The organism is Gimesia sp., assembly GCF_040219335.1.
In the GTDB taxonomy this organism is placed as follows: Bacteria; Planctomycetota; Planctomycetia; order Planctomycetales; family Planctomycetaceae; genus Gimesia.
In genome coordinates, this window is the sequence record NZ_JAVJSQ010000004.1 from 39,364 (window position 1) to 57,980 (window position 18,617).

Consider the following 18,617-nt stretch of genomic DNA (forward strand, 5'->3'; position numbering starts at 1 on the left):
ATTTGTTTAGGAGTTTTATAAAAAAAGAAATTAACCTCTTGTTAATCTCTGCCAGGGGGAGCAAATTCGCCTGACAGGCAGACGCGGTTACCAGGATTTAAAGAGAGCGATGCCGGGGAACTGAGCGTATCACACAATCCCCGACCAGGTTACCAGCAGACAAAAACCAGCAGCAGCGTCGAGGAAAGCCCGATCAACAGGAGGGAGGCACAGCCCGACTTCATCGGGATCTCATATTTCTGAATCAAAGCTTCAATGGCTTCTTTCGATTCTTTCAGCCCGGAACCGGTCAGTTCCCGGTACTCTTTGATGGCCTCGATTTTATTCCCCTGGCGGAGCGATTCGACAATCTGTTCCATGGCTTTGGTCTGGTCAGAGTCACCGGCATTGGGTTGAGAATTTTCTGCGGAAGTGTCGTCCATTGAGGTGCCTTTCATTAAAAAAGCGAGCCTGTTGTCGTCACATGGAAAACAACAGGCTCGCTTAAGCTGTTCCCACGCATTTCCGTTTTAGCATTGGAAATGCAACTGGTTCAAGTAATTTCTGCTGGAATCATCAACCGGATCGCGCCCCTCTCCCACAACCCCGGTCTAGGAAACGAGGCAATCGGACAGACGGGGATTCCGCATCTGTCGCTCCGCCTGATGGGTGCAGGCTTTCGCCAGCAGGTTTTTCATCTCGGCCAGTGAAACGTCCTGCAGATCGATATTCAGCTCCTGCAGACGATCGATGACTGCATTCGCCAGTTCCATACTGTTGGTTGCGGGGGATAAACCGTTCCACAACTCTTCCATGACCTGTTCTGACATGACCTTCTTCTCCTGTTTCATTTTTATATCACTTTTTGGTTGTCTCGTTTGCTTTCTCAGCGATGACTGGCTCATCAGTCATTGCCGGGCTGATCTCCTGCGGATAAGCCTGATAATTGGAAGAATCGCAAGGACTGTACCAAACCTGCCAAAAAACAGATTTGCGTCTGGATGCGAACGTAAATGCCTGTAAAGCCAGACTCTTGAGTTCACCAGTGGACTGGTAAGAATGACAACGCCCCTCGGGCCGCTCTCACGAGTGTCCTCGTTTTTGCGACATTCTTACATCAAGATGATAAGTCTTACGAAATAGCGGAATTCACTCAGATTTCGCTCAAGTCCCAGCACCTCTCTGACGCTGGTGACTGACGCACTGTTAAGACAACACGAACGCCGTACAAGTTCGCTGGTTTGTCTGACTGTGACAGCAGGTCGACACTTTGAACTGAAAATCAGTGTTCTGCAGGCAGGGAAGGCTGGGGACCACGGGAAGCCAGCTTCTGATCCCACCACTGAATCGCGGTTTCGCGTTCGTCGGCACTCTCATCCAGCAGCTGTTTCAGCAGTTTCTGCTGGGCAGTGGTCAGGCTCATTCCCCGCCGCTGCATCGAAGTCTCTGCCAGTTGCAGCATGCCGTCCAGATCAATCTGACCGTCGATCCGGCCCAGCCAGAACCGGGAAAATGAGGGAATGTGCTTCGGCAGTAGTTCTCCCGTGGGGAGGACCATCGACATCACGCCTACCGAGGTGCCGGTATTGAATAGGCTGTTGAGCCCGGTTTTAGTATGGTCGCCGATGAAACATCCCACCTTCACGGCCCCGGTATCAACGGGATAACCCGAGATGGGAACCTTGACGTTGGAGTAATCGTTTTTGAGATCGCTGTTGCTGGTCTGCGCTCCGAGGTTTACCCAGGGACAGATATAAGAGTGTCCCAGAAACCCGTCATGGTATTTGTTCGCATAGCCGTGAATGATCGACTCTTCAATCTCGCCTCCCAGTCGGCAGAACGGGCCGGCACTGGTTCCCGCTTTGAAATTCGCGCGGAACAGACGGGTTCCTCGACCGATGTAGGCGGGTCCCTCGATCCGGGTGAATGCCTGAATCTGGGCCTCAGCTTCTACCACAACCGGTCCCTGGCGCGTATCAAAGACGACAAAGGGATCGATCTCAGCCGACTCAGCAATCCGGACCAGATCCGGAGAACCGACGAGCGTCAGGTTGCGGGCATCGCCGCCCGAGGCAAAGCTATCTGACGTGAGTGCGAAATCCTCCAGCAACTGCTGACGGTTCTGATTCACCAGGTCCCAGGGATAGCGGAGCTCCGGTCCCTGCACAGCCACTGGTTTACGGGTAGCAGCGATCTGGTCAATCGCGTCATCCCAGGCTTCGGTCGTCAGCAGCACTGACTCTTCCGGATCCAGCAGCAGGTAGGCTACACAGTTCCCCTGCATCCCGACTGTTTCATACGAAGCACTGGCAAGCTGTTTCAGATCCTCGTTGGAGGGCAGCCAGCGGCCATTCACCAGCAGGGTGGGGGCTTCACTTAACCAGAGTGCATCATTGATGCGGGCCTCCGCATGCGCTTCTGCATAGACTTCTGTCAGCACCGGACGGATCAGAACGCCCCATTCCGAAACGGGCAGGGTACGTAGTAGTCGCTCGCGGAGCGAACAGGTACCACACAGCAGTTCAAACACCGGTCGCATGAGCGAGACCGGCGAGAATTGCAGAGCAGAATGATCTTCAAAAATGGCAAGCCGCATTATCGGGCACTTCCCTGTGCGAAATCAGCTGAAAAGCAGGTGTGAAACATCAATTATTGACTCCTGATTGACCTTCCACCCGTGCATTAATAACAGATATGCACGGGTGAGAAAAGGCTATTTAATAAGAGAGAATTGATCTTCACGGACAGGGATGGATCCGAAAAGAATATTAATTTTCTTAATATTTCTATCTTCCCGGAAAGGCTTCCTGCCTGGCGGATTCAGCGAATTCCAGCTGAAAGCGGGCTCGAGTTTGCCAGTCGATAAATGGCCGACTGACATTCGGGCAGCTTGGTATAGTTATCTGAAATCCCCAGTACTGTTTCCGCTGCTCCCAGCAGTAACACACCGGCAGACGACATCTGTCGGCTGATGCGGTCGAGAATGTCTTTCTTGGTCTCAGGCTTGAAGTAAATCAGGACGTTACGGCAGAAGACGATGTCGAACATGCCCAGGTGCTGAAAATCTTCCAGCAGGTTCAGGTGTTTCCACTGAATTCCGGCTCCCATTTCCGGTTTGATCTGCCAGCCCTGTTCGCACTGATCAAAGTGCTTCATCAGCAATTGTACAGGCAAACCACGCTGAACTTCAAACTGGGAATAGATCCCACCCCGGGCACGATTCAGTGCTTTGGTGCAGAGATCGGTCGAGACGATCTGAATATTCCAGTTGGCCAGTTCCGGGAAATGTTCGCGGATCAGCATGACGATGCTGTAAGGCTCCTGCCCGTGAGAGCAGGCGGAACACCAGATCCGCAGCCGCTGGGTTGTTTTCCGTTCGGCGATCAGATTCGGTAAGATCGAATTTTTAAGTTCATCGAAAGGACGTCTGTCACGGAAGAACGAAGACTCATTCGTCGTCATCGCTTCCATCACGTCTTTTTTCAAACTGGGATCGATACTCGATTTGAGTGCCAGCACGAGATCTTCGACCCCGTTCATACCATGTGACTGGGCCAGCGGAACCAGGCGGGCTTCCAGCAAGTACTCTTTATTCTCGCCGAGAGACAGACCTGTTGTATCCAGCAAAAAGCTGGTTATGAAATTATAATCTTCTGGAGACACGGGAACACCACTTTCTATAAAGAACAAAGTCGCGCCAGTTCAGAGGCAATATTTCTGAGTGGCAGCACCTGGTTGGCCAGTCCTGCCTTGGCGATAGCGCCAGGCATTCCCCAGACAACACTGCTTCGTTCATCTTGTGCGATAATATAACCTTGACGTTCACTGATCGTTCGGGCTCCCTCGATACCGTCATCTCCCATCCCGGTCAACATCACCGCCAGCACCGAACTGCCATACCAGTTCGCTGCGGAGTTGTATAACGGATTGACTGAGGGACGGCAGAAATGCTCGGGCGCTTCCTGATTCAGTCGAATTACCATACGGTCATTCTGCTTGTCGACCACCATGTGATAATCACCTGGAGCGATGTAGATATGACCTCTTTCAATCAAAGCACCATCAACCGCTTCTGAAGTCGGTCGACAGGTATCCCGCTGGATATGTTCCGCCAGTGTTCGTGTAAACAAGGGTGGCATATGCTGGGCAATCAGAATCGGCAGCGAAAACTTCTCGGGCAGGGCGGACAATACTGTTTTCAGAGCATTGGGCCCTCCCGTGCTGGATCCGATGACCAGTACCATGGGAGTTTTTACAGGAGACGCGGTCGTACGCACCTGCAGTTGGGTCAGACTCTGAGAGTCGGTCTGCCTGCCTCGAACCAGTGCCTTGATTAAAGGCAACAGATCCTGAGCCATCTGGGCGATTGCCTCAGCCGCGTTTGAAGCGACCGGTTTGGCAACACATCCGGCGGCTCCCAGATCCAGCGCCTGCAGAGTAATTTCTGCACCGGCACGGGTCAGAGAACTGGCCATGATTACCGGCAGGTCAGGATGGCTTTGTCTCAACTGCTTCAGACAGCTGATCCCATCCATCACCGGCATTTCCACATCGAGCACAACGACATCCGCCTGGTGTGTATTCAACCAGGTCAACGCAGCCTGACCGTGCATTGCGGAACCGACAACACTGATCTGATCATCGAGATTAATTGCCTGCGTCATTAATCCACGAATCACAGCCGAGTCATCAACCAGAAGTACTTTGATTACCGAACGGCTCACAAAACACCTGTCTCTTCAAACTTGTCGCGGATGATGTCTTCAGTGAACGGCTTCATGATGTACTCGTTGGCACCTGCCTGCATCGCCTGCACGATGCGGGGCATATCATTTTCCGTAGTGCACATCACCACGATGGGCTGCTTTTGACGATCTTCTGCACGCAGTGCTGTCAGAAACTCCATCCCATCCATGATCGGCATGTTCCAGTCCAGTAAAATTGCATCCAGTTCCGGATTCGCACGTGCGACTTCCAGAGCCTGTTTACCATCTTCCGCTTCCAGAACTTCCAGGCCAAACGCCCCCATCATGCGGCGACCAACCAGTCGCACTGCACGGGAATCGTCTACAAGTAATACCGTTTTCATTATCACCGGTCTCCCAGTATGTAAGTTATCGTTTAATCAAATGCCGACCCGCAGAACTGGTGAATCTCTTACAATCGCACCCCGCGGACAGGCGGTCGTTTCTTTTCTCATTCGAAGTCTAGGACACGTTTTTGTGCCGGAGTCTGGCAAAGTCCAAAATCCTTAATTTTCAGCAGGTTTGAGTGTTTTGCCTGAACCTCAGTCTCGTTGTTAAAACAAAAAAACCGTCAGACCTGGCATTTGTAAATATACATGAGCTCAGACTGACGGTTGATTTGATTGACCAGCAGTGTCTGCCCGCCAGGGCCGACCTGCTTAGATGGAACGCATCCGCTTCAGGAAGTTGGCAGCAGCTTCGTCCAGCTTGACCGATTCCTGAGTCAGCCCCTGAGCAGCGGCCAGCATGTCGTTTGCTGCCGTTCCACTCTCGCTGGCTGCCTGGGAAACACCCGAAATGTTGTTGGTCACTTCGGCAGTTCCGCGAGCCGCTTCCGCGACATTACGGGAAATCTCGTTCGTCGCTGCGGTCTGTTCCTCAACCGCACTCGCGATTGTTGTGGAAATTTCGTTGATCTTACGAATACTTTCTCCAATCGAACCGATGGCTGAAACCGCGATGTTCGTCGATCCCTGGATTGCAGAGATCTTCTCGCTGATTTCTTCCGTAGCACGTGCAGTCTGGCGCGCCAGTTCTTTGACTTCGTTCGCTACCACAGCAAACCCTTTACCAGCTTCACCGGCCCGGGCTGCTTCAATGGTCGCGTTCAGAGCCAGCAGGTTAGTCTGCTGAGCAATCGAAGTAATCACTTTCACGACCTGACCAATTTCACTGCTGGCATCACCCAGTTCTTTGATGGTCTCATTCGTACGATCTGCTTCACCCACAGCCTGTGAGGTCATGTGCGACTGTTCCTGTACGTGACGGGCAATCTCGCTGATTGAAGCACTCAACTCTTCCGCAGCCGAGGAGACGGTCTCCACGTTGCGGGTTGCTTCTTCACTGGCTGCAGCCACAACCTGAGACTGGCGAGCCGTTTCATCAGCCATGTCAGACAGGCTCTTCGAGCTGGCCTGCATTTCTGTAGCAGAAGAGGTAACGACACTTACGATGCCCTGAATTTCGCTTTCGAAATCATCAGCCAGCTTGACCTGATCGGTAATCAGAGACCAGCTGACCATCGGGCCGATGTAATTGCCTTCCTTGTCGGTGATCGCTGTTGCCAGCAGGTCCAGAGTTTCGTCGCCCACCTTGATTTTTGCCCGGTGAGGCAAGTTGGACGGATCAGCCAGCATCCGCCGCTGCATCTCTGGATTCTTATGGAAAATATCGATGCTCTGACCAACCAGCTGATCAACGGGCTTGGGCAGCAGATGCTCGATGGCTTTCAGCTGCTTGTAAGATGCAGGGTTCATGTAAACCATTTCGAAATCGCGATTGGCCAGCAGCACATTGATAGGAATGTTGTCCATCATGTTCTGCACACGCACCATCTCGGCTTCAGCCAGCTTCTTCTCGGTGATGTCTGTCGCATATTTGACGACCTTCACCAGTTTCCCACTCTTGTTCTTGATGGGATTATAAGAGGCGGAAATCCAGATCTCTTTTCCGCCTTTACCGATGCGTTTGTACTCAGCAACCTGGTTAATCCCGGCATTCAGTTTTTCCCAGAATTCCTGATATTCAGGACTGTTCTGAAACTCGCTGTCTACGAACATCCGGTGATGTTTACCCTGAATTTCTTCAAGAGAGTAACCGACCGTTTTACAGAAATTGTCGTTGGCCTTGATGATCGTACCATCCATCTTGAATTCAATCACAGCCTGGGCATCGCTGATTGCACCCAATTGACCGGACAGGTCGCAGTTCTCTTCTTCCTGCTGGATGGTCTCGGTGATGTCTTTCCAGGTCATGACAGTTCCGACACTCTCACCAGACTCACCGCTGGCAGCAGACAGACTGATTTCCAGATAACGTTGTCCCACAGGAGCGGTGATCGTTTTTTCTCCCACCAGACCGGTAATCGCGGTCTGCAGTTCAGGAATGCGGGCAGCCAGCTGATTGATGCTGCCACCGACAACCTGTTGTGGTGTCAGCCCCAGTTCGCCGCTGAGTTGATTCAGCAGTTCCTGTCCCTTGCGGTTGATGTAGGTCAACTCGCCTTGAGCACTGACAAACAAGGTGGCCTGTGGACTGAATTCCACAATGCCGTAAAACTGATCAAGATTCTGCGACCGTTCAGTAGCCGCGCTCTGTCCCGTATTCTGTACTGAATCAATCGACATTTCACTCTTCTCCTTAGGATGGTTGATCTGCTCTTCAGATCGAATAGACTGTTCGGTTTCTGTTTCGTTTAAAGCCTCTGAAGTCAGAGCAGGGTCCACGTCAGACGCTTCCGCTTCAAAGTCGGCTCCTGTTGAGCCCCCGGCAGCCGCTGATTGAAGTTGCTTAGCGCGACTTGAGTCTTTGGCTCCTTCAATCATCAGGTTTGCTACCGCTGTCAGTGCCTGATCCCAGGCGTCTTCCAGTTCATCACTCCAGTGTTCGCCGGCAAACTCAGCCAGCACACTCAACAGCGTTTGTGTGACAGGTGGGTAATCGTCCTCCTGGACACCCATTTCGTCATGTTCTTTTCCCAGTTGATGCAGGACCCGGGTCAGGGCAGTGGGATTTTCCAGTGACTTCATCACCAGCACCAGTGCCTGAATCAGTTTTCCCCGCTGCTCGGAAAAGTCGGTATGCGTAAAATAGCGCAGAAGATCGGGATAATCTTCGAATAACTTCTCATAGAACCGCTCTGCCAGCTGGTCGGCCCGGGGCGCCACCAGCTCGAACGATTCTCGAAGTGCAGTCACATTTAAATCCACGATTTGGCCCTTTTAAAATGCGCCGGAAAGAGAACGAAACTCAGTCAAAATTCAGGATTGTTTCGACATCCAGGATGACGAACAGCCCCTCGTCCAGCTGAAACACTCCTATCGTGACCGAGCGCCAGTGTGGATCCAAAGTCCGGGGTACCGGTTCCATCGAACGTCCGGAAACGTTGATCACGTCTCCCACTTCGTCGACCAGCAGACTGAAAGACTCGCCTCCCAGCCGCGTTACGACATTCATTGATTCTTCGTTGTCCAGGTCAGGCAGTCCCAGTCGTTTCCGCAGGCTGACCGCCGTCACAATCTGTCCCCGCAGGTTCAGCAACCCTTTAATTTCAGGGCGGGCCAGGGGAGTCGGTGAAATCACCTGCTCAGTCAGGACTTCCTGCACCATATTCACAGGAATTCCCAGAAGCTGACCATCCACGCGGAACGAGACATACTGACTCGAATAATCTAACTGCGACTCCATGCCGCTGGTTGAATCAGTCGCTGTAAGGCTCATGCATTGACTCCTGCATTATGTTTCGTCCGGGCAAAATGCTCATCCAGACAGGAAATGAGTTCGTGAGAATTGAATTTGACCAGGTACTGGTCAAAGCCGGCCTCGGTGGCCCGCGTCTGATCTGCACTGCTGTTGGAAGAGGTCATTGCCAGCACGCAGGTCTCCTGCATGTTCGACTGTTCTTTCACCCATTCACAGAATTCGAAGCCATCCATCATTGGCAGGTCGAGATCGGTAACAATCGCCTGGAAATTCGCATTGCGCTCCAGAATCTCTACCGCTGCCACGCAGCTGTCGCAGGTTGCCACAGAGTAACCTGCCGTCTCCAAAGCGGTCGCGACCAGCTGACGGAAGAACATTGAATCATCAACCACCAGCACCCGGAATGATTTCTTGTCTTCCACCTTGGCAAACCAGTTGGGGGTGGAACGCATCACGTAATATTGAGTATCAATCACATCGATGGCATTCTTACCGATGATTGCCGTCCCCAGTACGCCCGGTCGATCGGACTGCATGCGGATCACAAGCTGCTCGTCAATGATGTCTTTTATCTCGCTGACCATCAGGCCCATCGATCGGCTGTTCTCCGAGAATACCACCACAGGCTGCGGATCAATGGTTTCTCCACCACCATAACCGGCACCTTCCACCGAAAGTAACGGCAGCAGGTTGTCTCGATATTGCACAACTTTCCGGCCGCCATTCAGTTCAATGCTGTCCAGCGGGAACTCTTCCAGTCGGGCCACCAGCGAAAGCGGAACAGCCATGGTTTCATTGTCGCCGACATCGAACAGCAGCATGCTGATCGTTTCCCGTCCGGCTCCAGAGTTATTTTCTTCAGTCACTGCCTGCGAGTGCGAGGAACTGCCACCGCACTGGTTGAAGATTCCCCCGACATCGAGGATCATCACAACCCGCCCGTCACCAAGAATTGTTGTTCCCTGATACAGGCCAATGTTTTTCAGCAGGCGTCCCACCGGTTTGACTACGATCTCTTCCGTGTCGAAGATCCGCGAAACGATCAGCCCGAACTGGTCTTCGCCAACCTGGACTACCACGATGTTTGTATCGTGTAGATCGTCATCATCTTCAAGTGACACTTCTTCCAGTTGCAGGACTTCATTCAGATGCACCAGCGGCAGCAGGCGATCCCGCAGACGGAAGACTTTCTTGTCATGAATTGTTTCAATTTTCGTACGGTCTTCGGCGGAGAGACGTACCAGTTCGACGACACCCAACTGAGGAATCGCGAATGGCTGACCACCACTCTCAAGTACCAGGGCTGAGACAATCGCCAGCGTCAACGGAATCTTGATCCGGACAGTTGTTCCTTTCCCCATCTTCGAATTCAGGTCGACAGTCCCGCCGATTTTTTCAATCTGGGTCCGTACGACGTCCATTCCCACGCCTCGGCCGGAAATGGAACTCACCTGTTCCGCCGTCGAAAAACCAGGCTGGAAAATCATGGAAAAGACGTAGCTGTCCGTCATCGAGTCGGCATCGGCTTCGTTGATCAACCCCTGTGAAATTGCCTTTTTCAGAATCCGTTCGCGGCTGATGCCGGCCCCGTCGTCCTGAATTTCAATTATCACATGACCGCCTTCATGATAGGCATTCAGATGAATGGTTCCCGATTCCGGCTTGCCGTTGGTCTTACGGATCTCGGGAGCTTCAATCCCATGGTCAGCCGAGTTGCGAACCATATGGGTCAATGGGTCTTTGATGGCATCCAGCACGGTGCGGTCGAGTTCGGTTTCCGCACCGGTCATCACCAGTTCGATATGTTTATGTGTCACCTGAGACAGGTCACGCACCAGGCGGGGCAGTTTATTCCAGGCATTTCCGATTGGCTGCATACGGGTCTTCATCACCCCTTCCTGCAAATCGGTTGTCACCCGGTTCAAATGGGTGATCGGTGCTGCATACTTTGATTCCTCATCTCCCCGCGCCAGCTGCAGCAGCTGATTTCGTGTCAGTACCAGTTCCCCGACCAGATTCATCAGGCTGTCGACAACATTCACATTCACGCGAATCGAAAGATCGGCGACGCTGACCTTCGCAGCCTTAGCCCCGTCGTCTGTCGCATCCGCCACGACTTCGGGAGTAGCTGGCGTCGGTTCTGGTGTTCTGGCCTCTGGCGAGGGAGCTTCAGCCACTGGTTGAGCAACCGGTTCAGATTCGATGGGTGCTGATTCTGCAGGGGAGGGTGCCGCAACTGCAGGAGCACCGATCTCTGCCGGTTCTGTAGTGGCCACCGTTTCCGAAGCAGCGGCAGGTTCTGCCACCGGGGCCGTAGCCAGATTTGCCAGGTCATCCAGCATGCCGGTCAGAGTTGAATGATCGGTCTTGGGTTCTTCCCCGGTCGCTTCCAGCCCCTGCAACAGTTCTTTAATACTGTCGACGGCTTCCAGCACCAGAGAAATCGCTCCGGGAGAAACTTCCATCATCCGCTCGCGCATCTTACCCAGCACATTTTCAGCCGAATGCGCGACCGCTCCCAGATTCGTAAGTCCCAGAAAACCGCAGGTTCCCTTAATCGTATGAATCGTCCGAAAGATGCTGGCAATCAGCTCAGCATTCTGAGGATCCTTTTCCAACTCAACGATTTCAGAGTCGAGTTGACCTAAGTTTTCCCAGCTTTCTGCCAAAAACTCCTGCAGAATATCGTCCATCAGCCCGTCCTGGTGATTAGGGAACGTAATATAGAGTAAATTTGAGACCTGGCGGGAGGAGCTAAGTTACTTACAGACAGAGTCTTATCAACGTTCCCCGATGCATGATCTGTCGATATATTCCCTCTAGATGTAAGTATTCTCCTCTCAAGCACTATCGTCATTTTTGCTGGAGCCCCTTTAGGTCGTGTGATTCAGACTTCGCGCAGGGAGGGGAATACTTGTCGAAATTTGTCACATGCCAGCGCCCGAGAATAGTATCTGTCCAGTAAATTCGCACACAATCTCCCGGAACATTCGCCAGTCACCCAGCACACGCACAAATACTTAACAATGTTGAATTATTAAGAACTCAAACGAGTTGCTGCGTTCGGTTGTGTGGCCGTGCATAGACTATTACAATCAGCCCCGAAAACGAGTTACAAAGTACGCGCATCGAGATCCCCGAGGAATTGTCTTCCAGCGGATCTGCCGTCAACAGATAGATATAAATTTCATTCAGATGTAAGGAGTGAGTCCTGTGGCTGCTGTAAAGGTAGGTATTAACGGTTTTGGACGCATTGGTCGTATCACATTCAGAGCACTGGCTGCCCGTCCCGACGAATTCGAAGTGGTTGCCATCAACGACCTGGGTGATCCTCAGAAACTGGCGTGGCTGTTGAAGTACGACAGTGTTCAGGGTCGTTTCCCCGGAACTGTCGAAGCGGAAGGCAGCAACCTGATCGTCAACGGTAAAACCGTACGCGTCTGTGCAGAACGCGATCCTCGCAATCTGCCCTGGAAAGAACTCGGAGTCGAAGTGGCTCTGGAATCCACCGGTTTCTTCACCAAACGTGAAGCAGACGGCAACCCCGGTTACGACAGCCACATCACCGCTGGTGCTCGTAAAGTAGTGATTTCCGCTCCTGCTAAAGACACTCCGGACATGACCGTTGTCTTCGGCGTTAACGATGATCAGCTGACTTCAGAGCACAACTGTGTTTCCAACGCCAGCTGTACCACCAATTGCCTGGCTCCCATGGCCAAAGTCATTCACGAAAACTTCGGTATTGAGCACGGTCTGATGACCACAGTGCACGCTTACACCAACGACCAACGTGTTTCTGACCAGCTGCACTCCGACCCGCTGCGGGCCCGTGCTGCCGCTGTTAACATCATTCCGACCACCACCGGTGCTGCCAAAGCCGTTGGTCTGGTTCTGCCCGACCTGAACGGCAAACTGACCGGCCTCAGCCTGCGTGTTCCGGTGCCCGCTGGTTCAATTACTGACCTGGTAGTAACCCTCAGCAAAGACGTCTCAGCTGACGATGTCAACGCTGCCATGAAAGCAGCCGCTGAAGGCCCACTGAAAGGCATCCTGGAGTACAACACCGATCCGATCGTCTCCAGTGACATCATCGGCAACACTCACAGCTCCATCTTTGACGCCAGCTGGACCACCCAGATCGGCGGCAACATGATCAAAGTCCTGAGCTGGTACGACAACGAATACGGTTACTCAAACCGGACGGCCGACATGATCGCTCGTCTGGCGCAACTCTAATCATCGTCTAACCTTAAAGAATATGATTTAGAGACGGAACTACGAAAACAGCCGAGATGGTTTTCATCTCGGCTGTTTTTCCAGAGTAATTCATCTACACACAAGGACAGGTGTTTCTACTTTCCACTAGACTATGATCCCTGAGATCGTCAAAATAGTCCGCTTATAAATAAAAGCAGTACCCCCATTCATAAAACTCGCAAGAAATCAAACTCTTGATGCGAACGATTCAGAGCTCTTGCTTTTGGCTTTGAGTTGTATATTATTCCTGAATTCTATGATTGACTCGAATACCAAACACAAACTGTTATCAGCTGCACCGGTAATTGCTCCCTCGATGCTGAAGTGTGACTTCGGCAACCTCCATCGTGAGGTCGAGCTGCTGGATGCCGCTCAGGCGCCCGTACTCCACTGGGATGTCATGGATGGGCATTTTGTCCCTAACCTCTCCTACGGAGCCATGCTCATTGAGCGGGTCAGACCATTGACCAAGTCGTTTTTCGACGCCCACCTGATGATCAGCAATCCCGAAAAGTATGTAGATGACTACATTAAGGCTGGCTGCGATTCGATTACCGTCCATATCGAAGCACTGCCGGAACCACAGGGGCTGCTGGATCGTCTCAAGGAGGCAGGGGTCTTACCCGGTCTGGCGATCAGCCCCCAGACACCACTGGAACGGATTGAACCGTATCTGGATGCCTGCGGACTGGTGCTGGTGATGAGCGTGGAACCTGGCTTTGGGGGGCAGTCCTTCATCGAAACCAGCCCCGAACGAATCAGACAATTGAAATCAATGATCTCTCCGGAAACGATTCTCTCTGTGGATGGAGGCATTGATCCAGATACCATCGGCGCAGCAGCTCAGGCCGGTGCCAATTACTTCGTGGTCGGAAGCGCCATTTTTAATGAGCCCGATTACGCAACTGCTGTCAGCGATCTGGCCCGGATAGCCAGAAGCCGGACAGCTTCCTTAACATAAAAGAGATTCAAAAACATGCCAACTGTGGTACTCATACGTCCTGGTTGTACTGACTTTGATAAAGATGAGCGAATTCAAGGTACCCTGGATCTTCCACTGAACGCAAAAGGGGAAGAACAGGTTCGAAATCTGATTCCCCAGCTGGAACAGGCGGGGATCGAAACCATCATCACTTCTTCATCAGAGCCCGCACTGTCAACAGCCGAACAGCTGGGCGAAAACCTGGGCGTCCCGGTCAAGGAAAAGGAAGGCCTGAAAAACCTGAACCAGGGACTCTGGCAAGGCCTGGAATACGAAGAAGTCCGTCGGAAGTACCCCAAATTACTCAAACAATGGGCCGAATCTCCCGAAACGGTCTGCCCGCCTGAAGGGGAACTCGCCTCGGAAGCGGTCAACAGGGTCCAGAAAACATTACAGAAATACCTGAAGAAGAAACAGAACTTCGCCATCGTGGCTTCAGAACCGCTGGCGACGATCATTTCCAGCCTCCTGCGGAACGAACAGAAAGAAAAAATTTGTTTTGAGCACGCCGGACGCTTCTGTCACAATGAAATGTTGGAAATTCTTGAGTCACCCCCTAAAAAAAGTGATTCAAAACAGGTAAATTTTGACGATCAATCAGAAAAGAGGGATTCCCAACAGGGTCAAAGCTGCCATACAGAAAAATGGCGCTACGAGGAGGCTAAGTAATATGAGTTCTGCTCCCAAGTCAAACGTCGATTCAAAGCTCAGCCACACCACCCGCCCCAAGCGAGGGGTGCCGGAAGGACTCTGGCAACGCTGTCCTGCCTGTAACGCAACCGTGTTCTGCAAACAGGTCGATCAGGGGCTCGGCCTCTGCCCGGAATGCGATCACCACTTTTCGATCTCGGCTCACACCCGGATCCAGCAGCTGCTCGACCCGGACAGCTTTGAAGAATGGTATCCCGACATCACCGCAGGCGATCCGCTCGAGTTTGCGGACAAAAGCAAAACCTACAAAGAACGCCTGGTCGCGGAGCAGAAAAAAACCGGACTCAAAGATGCCTGCATCGTTGGCAAAGGCTACATGCGTGGTCGCCCGCTGGTCATCGGCATTACCGACTCATCCTTCATCATGGGCAGCATGGGTTCCGTGGTCGGAGAAAAACTGACCCGCGCCATCGAACAGGCAACGGAACTCAAACTCCCGCTGATCATCATCAGTGGCTCCGGCGGGGGCGCCCGCATGCACGAAGGGATCTTCTCCCTGATGCAGATGGGAAAAGTTTCAGCAGCCCTGGGACGCTACCACGAAAAGGGGGGGCTGTTCATTTCAGTTCTGACCAACCCCACCATGGGGGGAGTCGCCGCCAGTTTCGCCTCACTGGGTGACATTGTCGTCGCGGAACCCAAAGCCCTGGTCGGTTTCGCGGGACCGCGGGTAGTGGAAGCCACGATTAAAAGTTCGCTGCCCGAAGGCTTCCAGACCAGTGAATTTCTCCTGGAGCATGGCTTTGTCGATCGCATCATTCCCCGTCCCCGACTCCGCTCGGAACTGGCACGACTGATTGACTATTGCGTCTGACTCCCCCAAAGCCTCAAAACGAATCCCTGAGACCATCCCGACCATCGTTCGCATCAGTCAACGCTGATTGGAAACAGTCGATTTCAGGGGACCGCTTTGCGTCTCGTCAGGCTGGCAATTATACTGGAAGTGTTGGGCCGGTTAACTTCTTCTGAGCCCGGGATGAAACCTGGTCCTGAATTCACTCTCTGCCCCTGGTGAATGCATGAACTTTTTAAAGCGACTCTTTTCCAAAGAAGCACGTGTTCCCCGTGTGAACATCAAGCAACGTTTTGAGCTCATCGGGCGCGTGGGCCAGGGCAGCATGTCAAAGGTCTGGCGGGCCCGCGATTACAATTCCGGCAAAACCGTTTCGCTTAAAATTCTGGACAAAGTCAAAACGCAGGAACTGGAAGCCCGCTTTGTCGGACTGGATAAACCCAAAGAGGGGGAGATCGCAGTCCAGTTCAATCACCCGCACATCGTCAAGACTTACGAACATGGCCTGACCACCGATCAGGAACAGTTCCTCGTCATGGAATTCATCGAAGGCTACAGTCTCAGCTTTCTGGTGGAAGCCCAGAACGAGGACATGAAAACCAACTGCCTCAAATACATGATCCAGCTGGGCGAAGCGATCCAGTATTTTCATGATGAAGGCTGGATTCACCGCGACATCTGCCCGCGCAATATCATGGTCAGCAACGATCACGAACTCAAGCTGATCGATTTCGGACTGGTCGTCCCCAATACGCCTCCGTTTCTGCAGCCCGGCAACCGCACCGGTACCGCCGCTTACATGGCCCCCGAGCTCATCAAACGCCAGAAGACCAGCCAGAAAATAGATATCTTCTCTTACGCTGTGACCTGCTACGAGATGCTGACCAAACGGCTTCCCTGGAAAGCAGCCGAAACAATGGAAGCGGTCCTGCAACATATCAATTCACCACCGGAGCACATTCAAAACCTGCTCCCAGATCTCGATCCCCGTATTGCCGATGCGATCATGAAGGGGCTGGAGCTCTACCCGCAAGACCGCTGGCAGACGATCAACGAGATGCTTGAACCGTTCAAACAGGCGTATAAAGAACAGCAGCGTTCCGCTCCCGCGAAAACTCCGGTGCCTCACCAGGAGACAGTAGAATCGGCCCGTCGAAAACAGCAACCAGATCCCGCTCAGCCCCGGCGCAGCGAACAGGCGCGCCCCAAGTTGAGAAAAAAGAAACAGCCCGGTTCCAGCAGACGCTCCACGGAATCGAAATCAGAGTCTAATGAAGCAGGGCAGGCACCTGCGAAAAAATCACCCAGTGCCTCACGGAAACCGGAACGCCCGACTCAGAAAAAACCGGCACCCCGATCAAAACCCGATAAAAAAGATGAAAGTCACTGAGCGGAAATCGTCGCCGCCGGTTACCGCTTCAGCTCAGCTGCCCATACCCGTTTTACGCCAGATAATTGATCCCGATATATGTCCTTGTCTTCCTCTCCCAGTTCTTCCAGTCATCTCTCCGCACTCAATCCGGCACAGCGTGAAGCAGCCTCGACAATCTCTGGTCCACTCCTGGTTCTGGCTGGCGCCGGTACCGGCAAAACACGTGTGATTACTTATCGCATGGTGGAACTGATCCGGCAGGGGGTGACTCCCAACAAGATCCTCTCGGTGACCTTCACCAACAAAGCAGCCAAGGAAATGCAGGAACGCATGAACGGTCTGATGGGCAAACGCCTGCCGTCCAAGCCCTTCATTTCCACGTTCCATTCACTCTGCGTCCGCATCCTGCGCGAAGAGATCACCGCACTGGGCTATCCCCAGAAATTCGTGATCTATGACCGGGGCGACCAGGAATCCGCAGCCCGGGCGGCACTTCGAGAAATCCGCGTCAATGACAAAAGTCTCCGTCCCGGCGACCTGCTGAACCGAATCAGCTCCTGGAAAATGGCAAACGTCTCTCCGGAGATGGCCACCAACTACACCGAAAACGATTTCGACTTCCTCGCCGCCATGGCGTATCGCAAGTACCAGACCAAACTCCGCTCCAGCGGTGCCGTCGACTTCGATGACCTGCTCATGCTGACCAATGATCTGTTCTCGCAGTTCCCGGATGTCCTCGCGAAGGTCCAGGAGAAGTTTGACTTCGTGCAGATTGACGAATACCAGGACACCAACCTCTCCCAGTTCAATCTGATCCGCGCTTTAGTCAAACCGCATCAGAACCTCTGTGTGGTGGGGGACGACGACCAATCGATTTACGGCTGGCGCGGTGCAGAAGTCCGTCACATTCTCGGGTTCCAGCAACAGTTCCCCGGTGCCAAAGTCGTTCGCCTCGAGAGCAATTACCGCTGCACCGACAAGATCATCGACCTGGCCAACCGGCTCGTGAAACACAACCGCGACCGACATAAGAAACAGCTTGTCGCGCACAAGAAAATGGGAGCCCCGGTCCGCTTCCTCGAACTGGCCGACGAATTGACCGAAGCCGAGAAGATCATCGGCGAGATTCGCTACCTGCACGAAGCCCAGGAGATTCCGCTCCGCGACTTCGCCATCCTGTTCCGCACCAACGAACAGCCCCGCGTCTTCGAAACAGAACTCCGTCGGACCAACGTCCGCTACCAGTTAATTGGCAGCCAGTCTTTCTTCGATCGTCGTGAAATCCGCGACCTGCTGGCTTACATGAAAACACTGGCCTTTCCGCACGACGAACTCTCCATGCTGCGGATCATCAACACCCCCACGCGTGGCATCGGCAGCGGGACGGTCGAAAAACTGGTCAACCAGGCCGTCAAGGCAGGACACCAGTTCTGGGACACGGTCGATTCCGCCCGCGAAGCCAACGAACTGACTCCGCGGGCCAGCTCTGCGCTGAGCGCCTTCCACCAGTTGATTCGCCGCTATCGTGCCCGACTCGAACGGTCCCCCCGGGAACTGGCTCAAATCATGCAGGAACTGATCCAGGAAATTGACTACGCCTCGGAAATCAGAAAACAGTACAAGACTTCCGAGCAGCAGCAGGCCCGGCTCGTCGTGCTGGAACAGTTCATTGAATCGATCAAAGAATACTGCACGCGAACCAGCGCCCCCAGCCCCTCCGGCTTCCTGGAAGAAACAGCTCTTGGAGATCGCGACGACCTCAACGACAAGGAAGACAAACTGTCACAAGATGCGGTGAAACTGATGACGCTGCACAGTGCCAAGGGGCTCGAATTCCCGCGTGTCTACCTGGTCGGGATGGAAGAAGGACTCCTCCCGCACAAACGGTCCGTCGAAGGGACCGATGCGGAAATTGCAGAAGAACGGCGGATCGCCTATGTAGGCATTACCCGGGCTCAGGACTACCTGACGCTCAGTCGCGCCGCTACCCGAACCAAGTGGGGCAAGAAACAGCCGACGTTACCCTCCCGCTTCCTGTTCGAAATGCGGAATACAGACGGTGAAGAGGAAGACTAA

Annotated in this window: 15 protein-coding genes; 6 read left to right on the forward strand and 9 right to left on the reverse strand. The window is 53.1% G+C overall.

Annotated elements, in window-relative coordinates:
• Positions 1 to 149: 149 nt before the first annotated feature.
• From RID21_RS30685 to RID21_RS01345, 9 genes are all read right to left on the reverse strand, one after another.
• Positions 150 to 437 carry a ribosomal protein L7/L12 gene (locus RID21_RS30685; RefSeq protein WP_502892600.1) on the reverse strand — a complete coding sequence of 96 codons (288 nt, stop codon included), beginning with the start codon at positions 435 to 437 and terminating at the stop codon, positions 150 to 152.
• A 153-nt stretch (positions 438 to 590) separates the two neighbouring features.
• Positions 591 to 809 (reverse strand): hypothetical protein, encoded by a 219-nt coding sequence (locus tag RID21_RS01310; protein WP_350186828.1) that lies wholly within the window; start codon positions 807 to 809, stop codon positions 591 to 593.
• A gap of 452 nt (positions 810 to 1,261) precedes the next feature.
• The gene (locus RID21_RS01315) at positions 1,262 to 2,575 is read right to left on the reverse strand and encodes a putative sugar nucleotidyl transferase (protein ID WP_350186830.1); all 1,314 of its coding nucleotides are present in this window, start codon (positions 2,573 to 2,575) and stop codon (positions 1,262 to 1,264) included.
• A gap of 224 nt (positions 2,576 to 2,799) precedes the next feature.
• The gene (locus RID21_RS01320; RefSeq protein WP_350186831.1) at positions 2,800 to 3,642 is read right to left on the reverse strand and encodes a CheR family methyltransferase; all 843 of its coding nucleotides are present in this window, start codon (positions 3,640 to 3,642) and stop codon (positions 2,800 to 2,802) included.
• Positions 3,643 to 3,656: 14 nt separating this feature from the next.
• Positions 3,657 to 4,703, reverse strand: coding sequence for a protein-glutamate methylesterase/protein-glutamine glutaminase (locus RID21_RS01325; RefSeq protein WP_350186832.1), 1,047 nt, complete (start codon positions 4,701 to 4,703; stop codon positions 3,657 to 3,659).
• Complete coding sequence (locus RID21_RS01330) at positions 4,700 to 5,068, reverse strand: response regulator (protein ID WP_145040302.1); 369 nt, start codon at positions 5,066 to 5,068, stop codon at positions 4,700 to 4,702. Before RID21_RS01330 ends, RID21_RS01325 begins: the two co-directional genes overlap by 4 nt.
• Before the next feature lie 315 nt (positions 5,069 to 5,383).
• Positions 5,384 to 7,921, reverse strand: coding sequence for a methyl-accepting chemotaxis protein (locus RID21_RS01335; RefSeq protein WP_350186833.1), 2,538 nt, complete (start codon positions 7,919 to 7,921; stop codon positions 5,384 to 5,386).
• Positions 7,922 to 7,973: 52 nt separating this feature from the next.
• Positions 7,974 to 8,444, reverse strand: a complete 471-nt coding sequence (locus RID21_RS01340; RefSeq protein WP_145040298.1) for a chemotaxis protein CheW — start codon at positions 8,442 to 8,444, stop codon at positions 7,974 to 7,976.
• Positions 8,441 to 11,119, reverse strand: a complete 2,679-nt coding sequence (locus RID21_RS01345) for a hybrid sensor histidine kinase/response regulator (RefSeq protein ID WP_350186834.1) — start codon at positions 11,117 to 11,119, stop codon at positions 8,441 to 8,443. Before RID21_RS01345 ends, RID21_RS01340 begins: the two co-directional genes overlap by 4 nt.
• A 520-nt stretch (positions 11,120 to 11,639) precedes the next feature.
• On the opposite strand from RID21_RS01345, the gene gap reads away from it, so the two are divergent.
• The 6 genes from gap to RID21_RS01375 all read left to right on the forward strand — a co-directional run bounded on the left by gap (position 11,640) and on the right by RID21_RS01375 (position 18,617).
• The gene (gap, locus tag RID21_RS01350; protein WP_145040293.1) at positions 11,640 to 12,662 is read left to right on the forward strand and encodes a type I glyceraldehyde-3-phosphate dehydrogenase; all 1,023 of its coding nucleotides are present in this window, start codon (positions 11,640 to 11,642) and stop codon (positions 12,660 to 12,662) included.
• A 277-nt stretch (positions 12,663 to 12,939) separates the two neighbouring features.
• A complete protein-coding gene (gene rpe / locus RID21_RS01355) occupies positions 12,940 to 13,644 on the forward strand; it encodes a ribulose-phosphate 3-epimerase (RefSeq protein ID WP_350186835.1) in 705 nt (234 codons plus the stop codon).
• A gap of 15 nt (positions 13,645 to 13,659) precedes the next feature.
• Positions 13,660 to 14,334 carry a histidine phosphatase family protein gene (locus RID21_RS01360; protein WP_145040289.1) on the forward strand — a complete coding sequence of 225 codons (675 nt, stop codon included), beginning with the start codon at positions 13,660 to 13,662 and terminating at the stop codon, positions 14,332 to 14,334.
• Position 14,335: 1 nt separating this feature from the next.
• Positions 14,336 to 15,190 (forward strand): acetyl-CoA carboxylase, carboxyltransferase subunit beta, encoded by an 855-nt coding sequence (gene accD / locus RID21_RS01365; RefSeq protein WP_350186836.1) that lies wholly within the window; start codon positions 14,336 to 14,338, stop codon positions 15,188 to 15,190.
• A 205-nt stretch (positions 15,191 to 15,395) separates the two neighbouring features.
• Positions 15,396 to 16,559, forward strand: a complete 1,164-nt coding sequence (locus tag RID21_RS01370; protein ID WP_350186837.1) for a serine/threonine protein kinase — start codon at positions 15,396 to 15,398, stop codon at positions 16,557 to 16,559.
• 78 nt (positions 16,560 to 16,637) lie between these two features.
• Positions 16,638 to 18,617: an ATP-dependent helicase gene (locus tag RID21_RS01375; RefSeq protein WP_350186838.1), complete on the forward strand. Its 1,980-nt coding sequence runs from the start codon at positions 16,638 to 16,640 to the stop codon at positions 18,615 to 18,617.

Bases quoted from the DNA above. Each gene is read 5' to 3' on its own strand.
- RID21_RS30685 (WP_502892600.1), bottom strand. From the start codon at position 437: ATGAAAGGCACCTCAATGGACGACACTTCCGCAGAAAATTCTCAACCC.
- RID21_RS01310 (WP_350186828.1), bottom strand. From the start codon at position 809: ATGTCAGAACAGGTCATGGAAGAGTTGTGGAACGGTTTATCCCCCGCA.
- RID21_RS01315 (WP_350186830.1), bottom strand. From the start codon at position 2,575: ATGCGGCTTGCCATTTTTGAAGATCATTCTGCTCTGCAATTCTCGCCG.
- RID21_RS01330 (WP_145040302.1), bottom strand. From the start codon at position 5,068: ATGAAAACGGTATTACTTGTAGACGATTCCCGTGCAGTGCGACTGGTT.
- RID21_RS01340 (WP_145040298.1), bottom strand. From the start codon at position 8,444: ATGAGCCTTACAGCGACTGATTCAACCAGCGGCATGGAGTCGCAGTTA.
- RID21_RS01345 (WP_350186834.1), bottom strand. From the start codon at position 11,119: ATGGACGATATTCTGCAGGAGTTTTTGGCAGAAAGCTGGGAAAACTTA.
- rpe (WP_350186835.1), top strand. From the start codon at position 12,940: ATGATTGACTCGAATACCAAACACAAACTGTTATCAGCTGCACCGGTA.
- RID21_RS01360 (WP_145040289.1), top strand. From the start codon at position 13,660: ATGCCAACTGTGGTACTCATACGTCCTGGTTGTACTGACTTTGATAAA.
- accD (WP_350186836.1), top strand. From the start codon at position 14,336: ATGAGTTCTGCTCCCAAGTCAAACGTCGATTCAAAGCTCAGCCACACC.
- RID21_RS01370 (WP_350186837.1), top strand. From the start codon at position 15,396: ATGAACTTTTTAAAGCGACTCTTTTCCAAAGAAGCACGTGTTCCCCGT.
- RID21_RS01375 (WP_350186838.1), top strand. From the start codon at position 16,638: ATGTCCTTGTCTTCCTCTCCCAGTTCTTCCAGTCATCTCTCCGCACTC.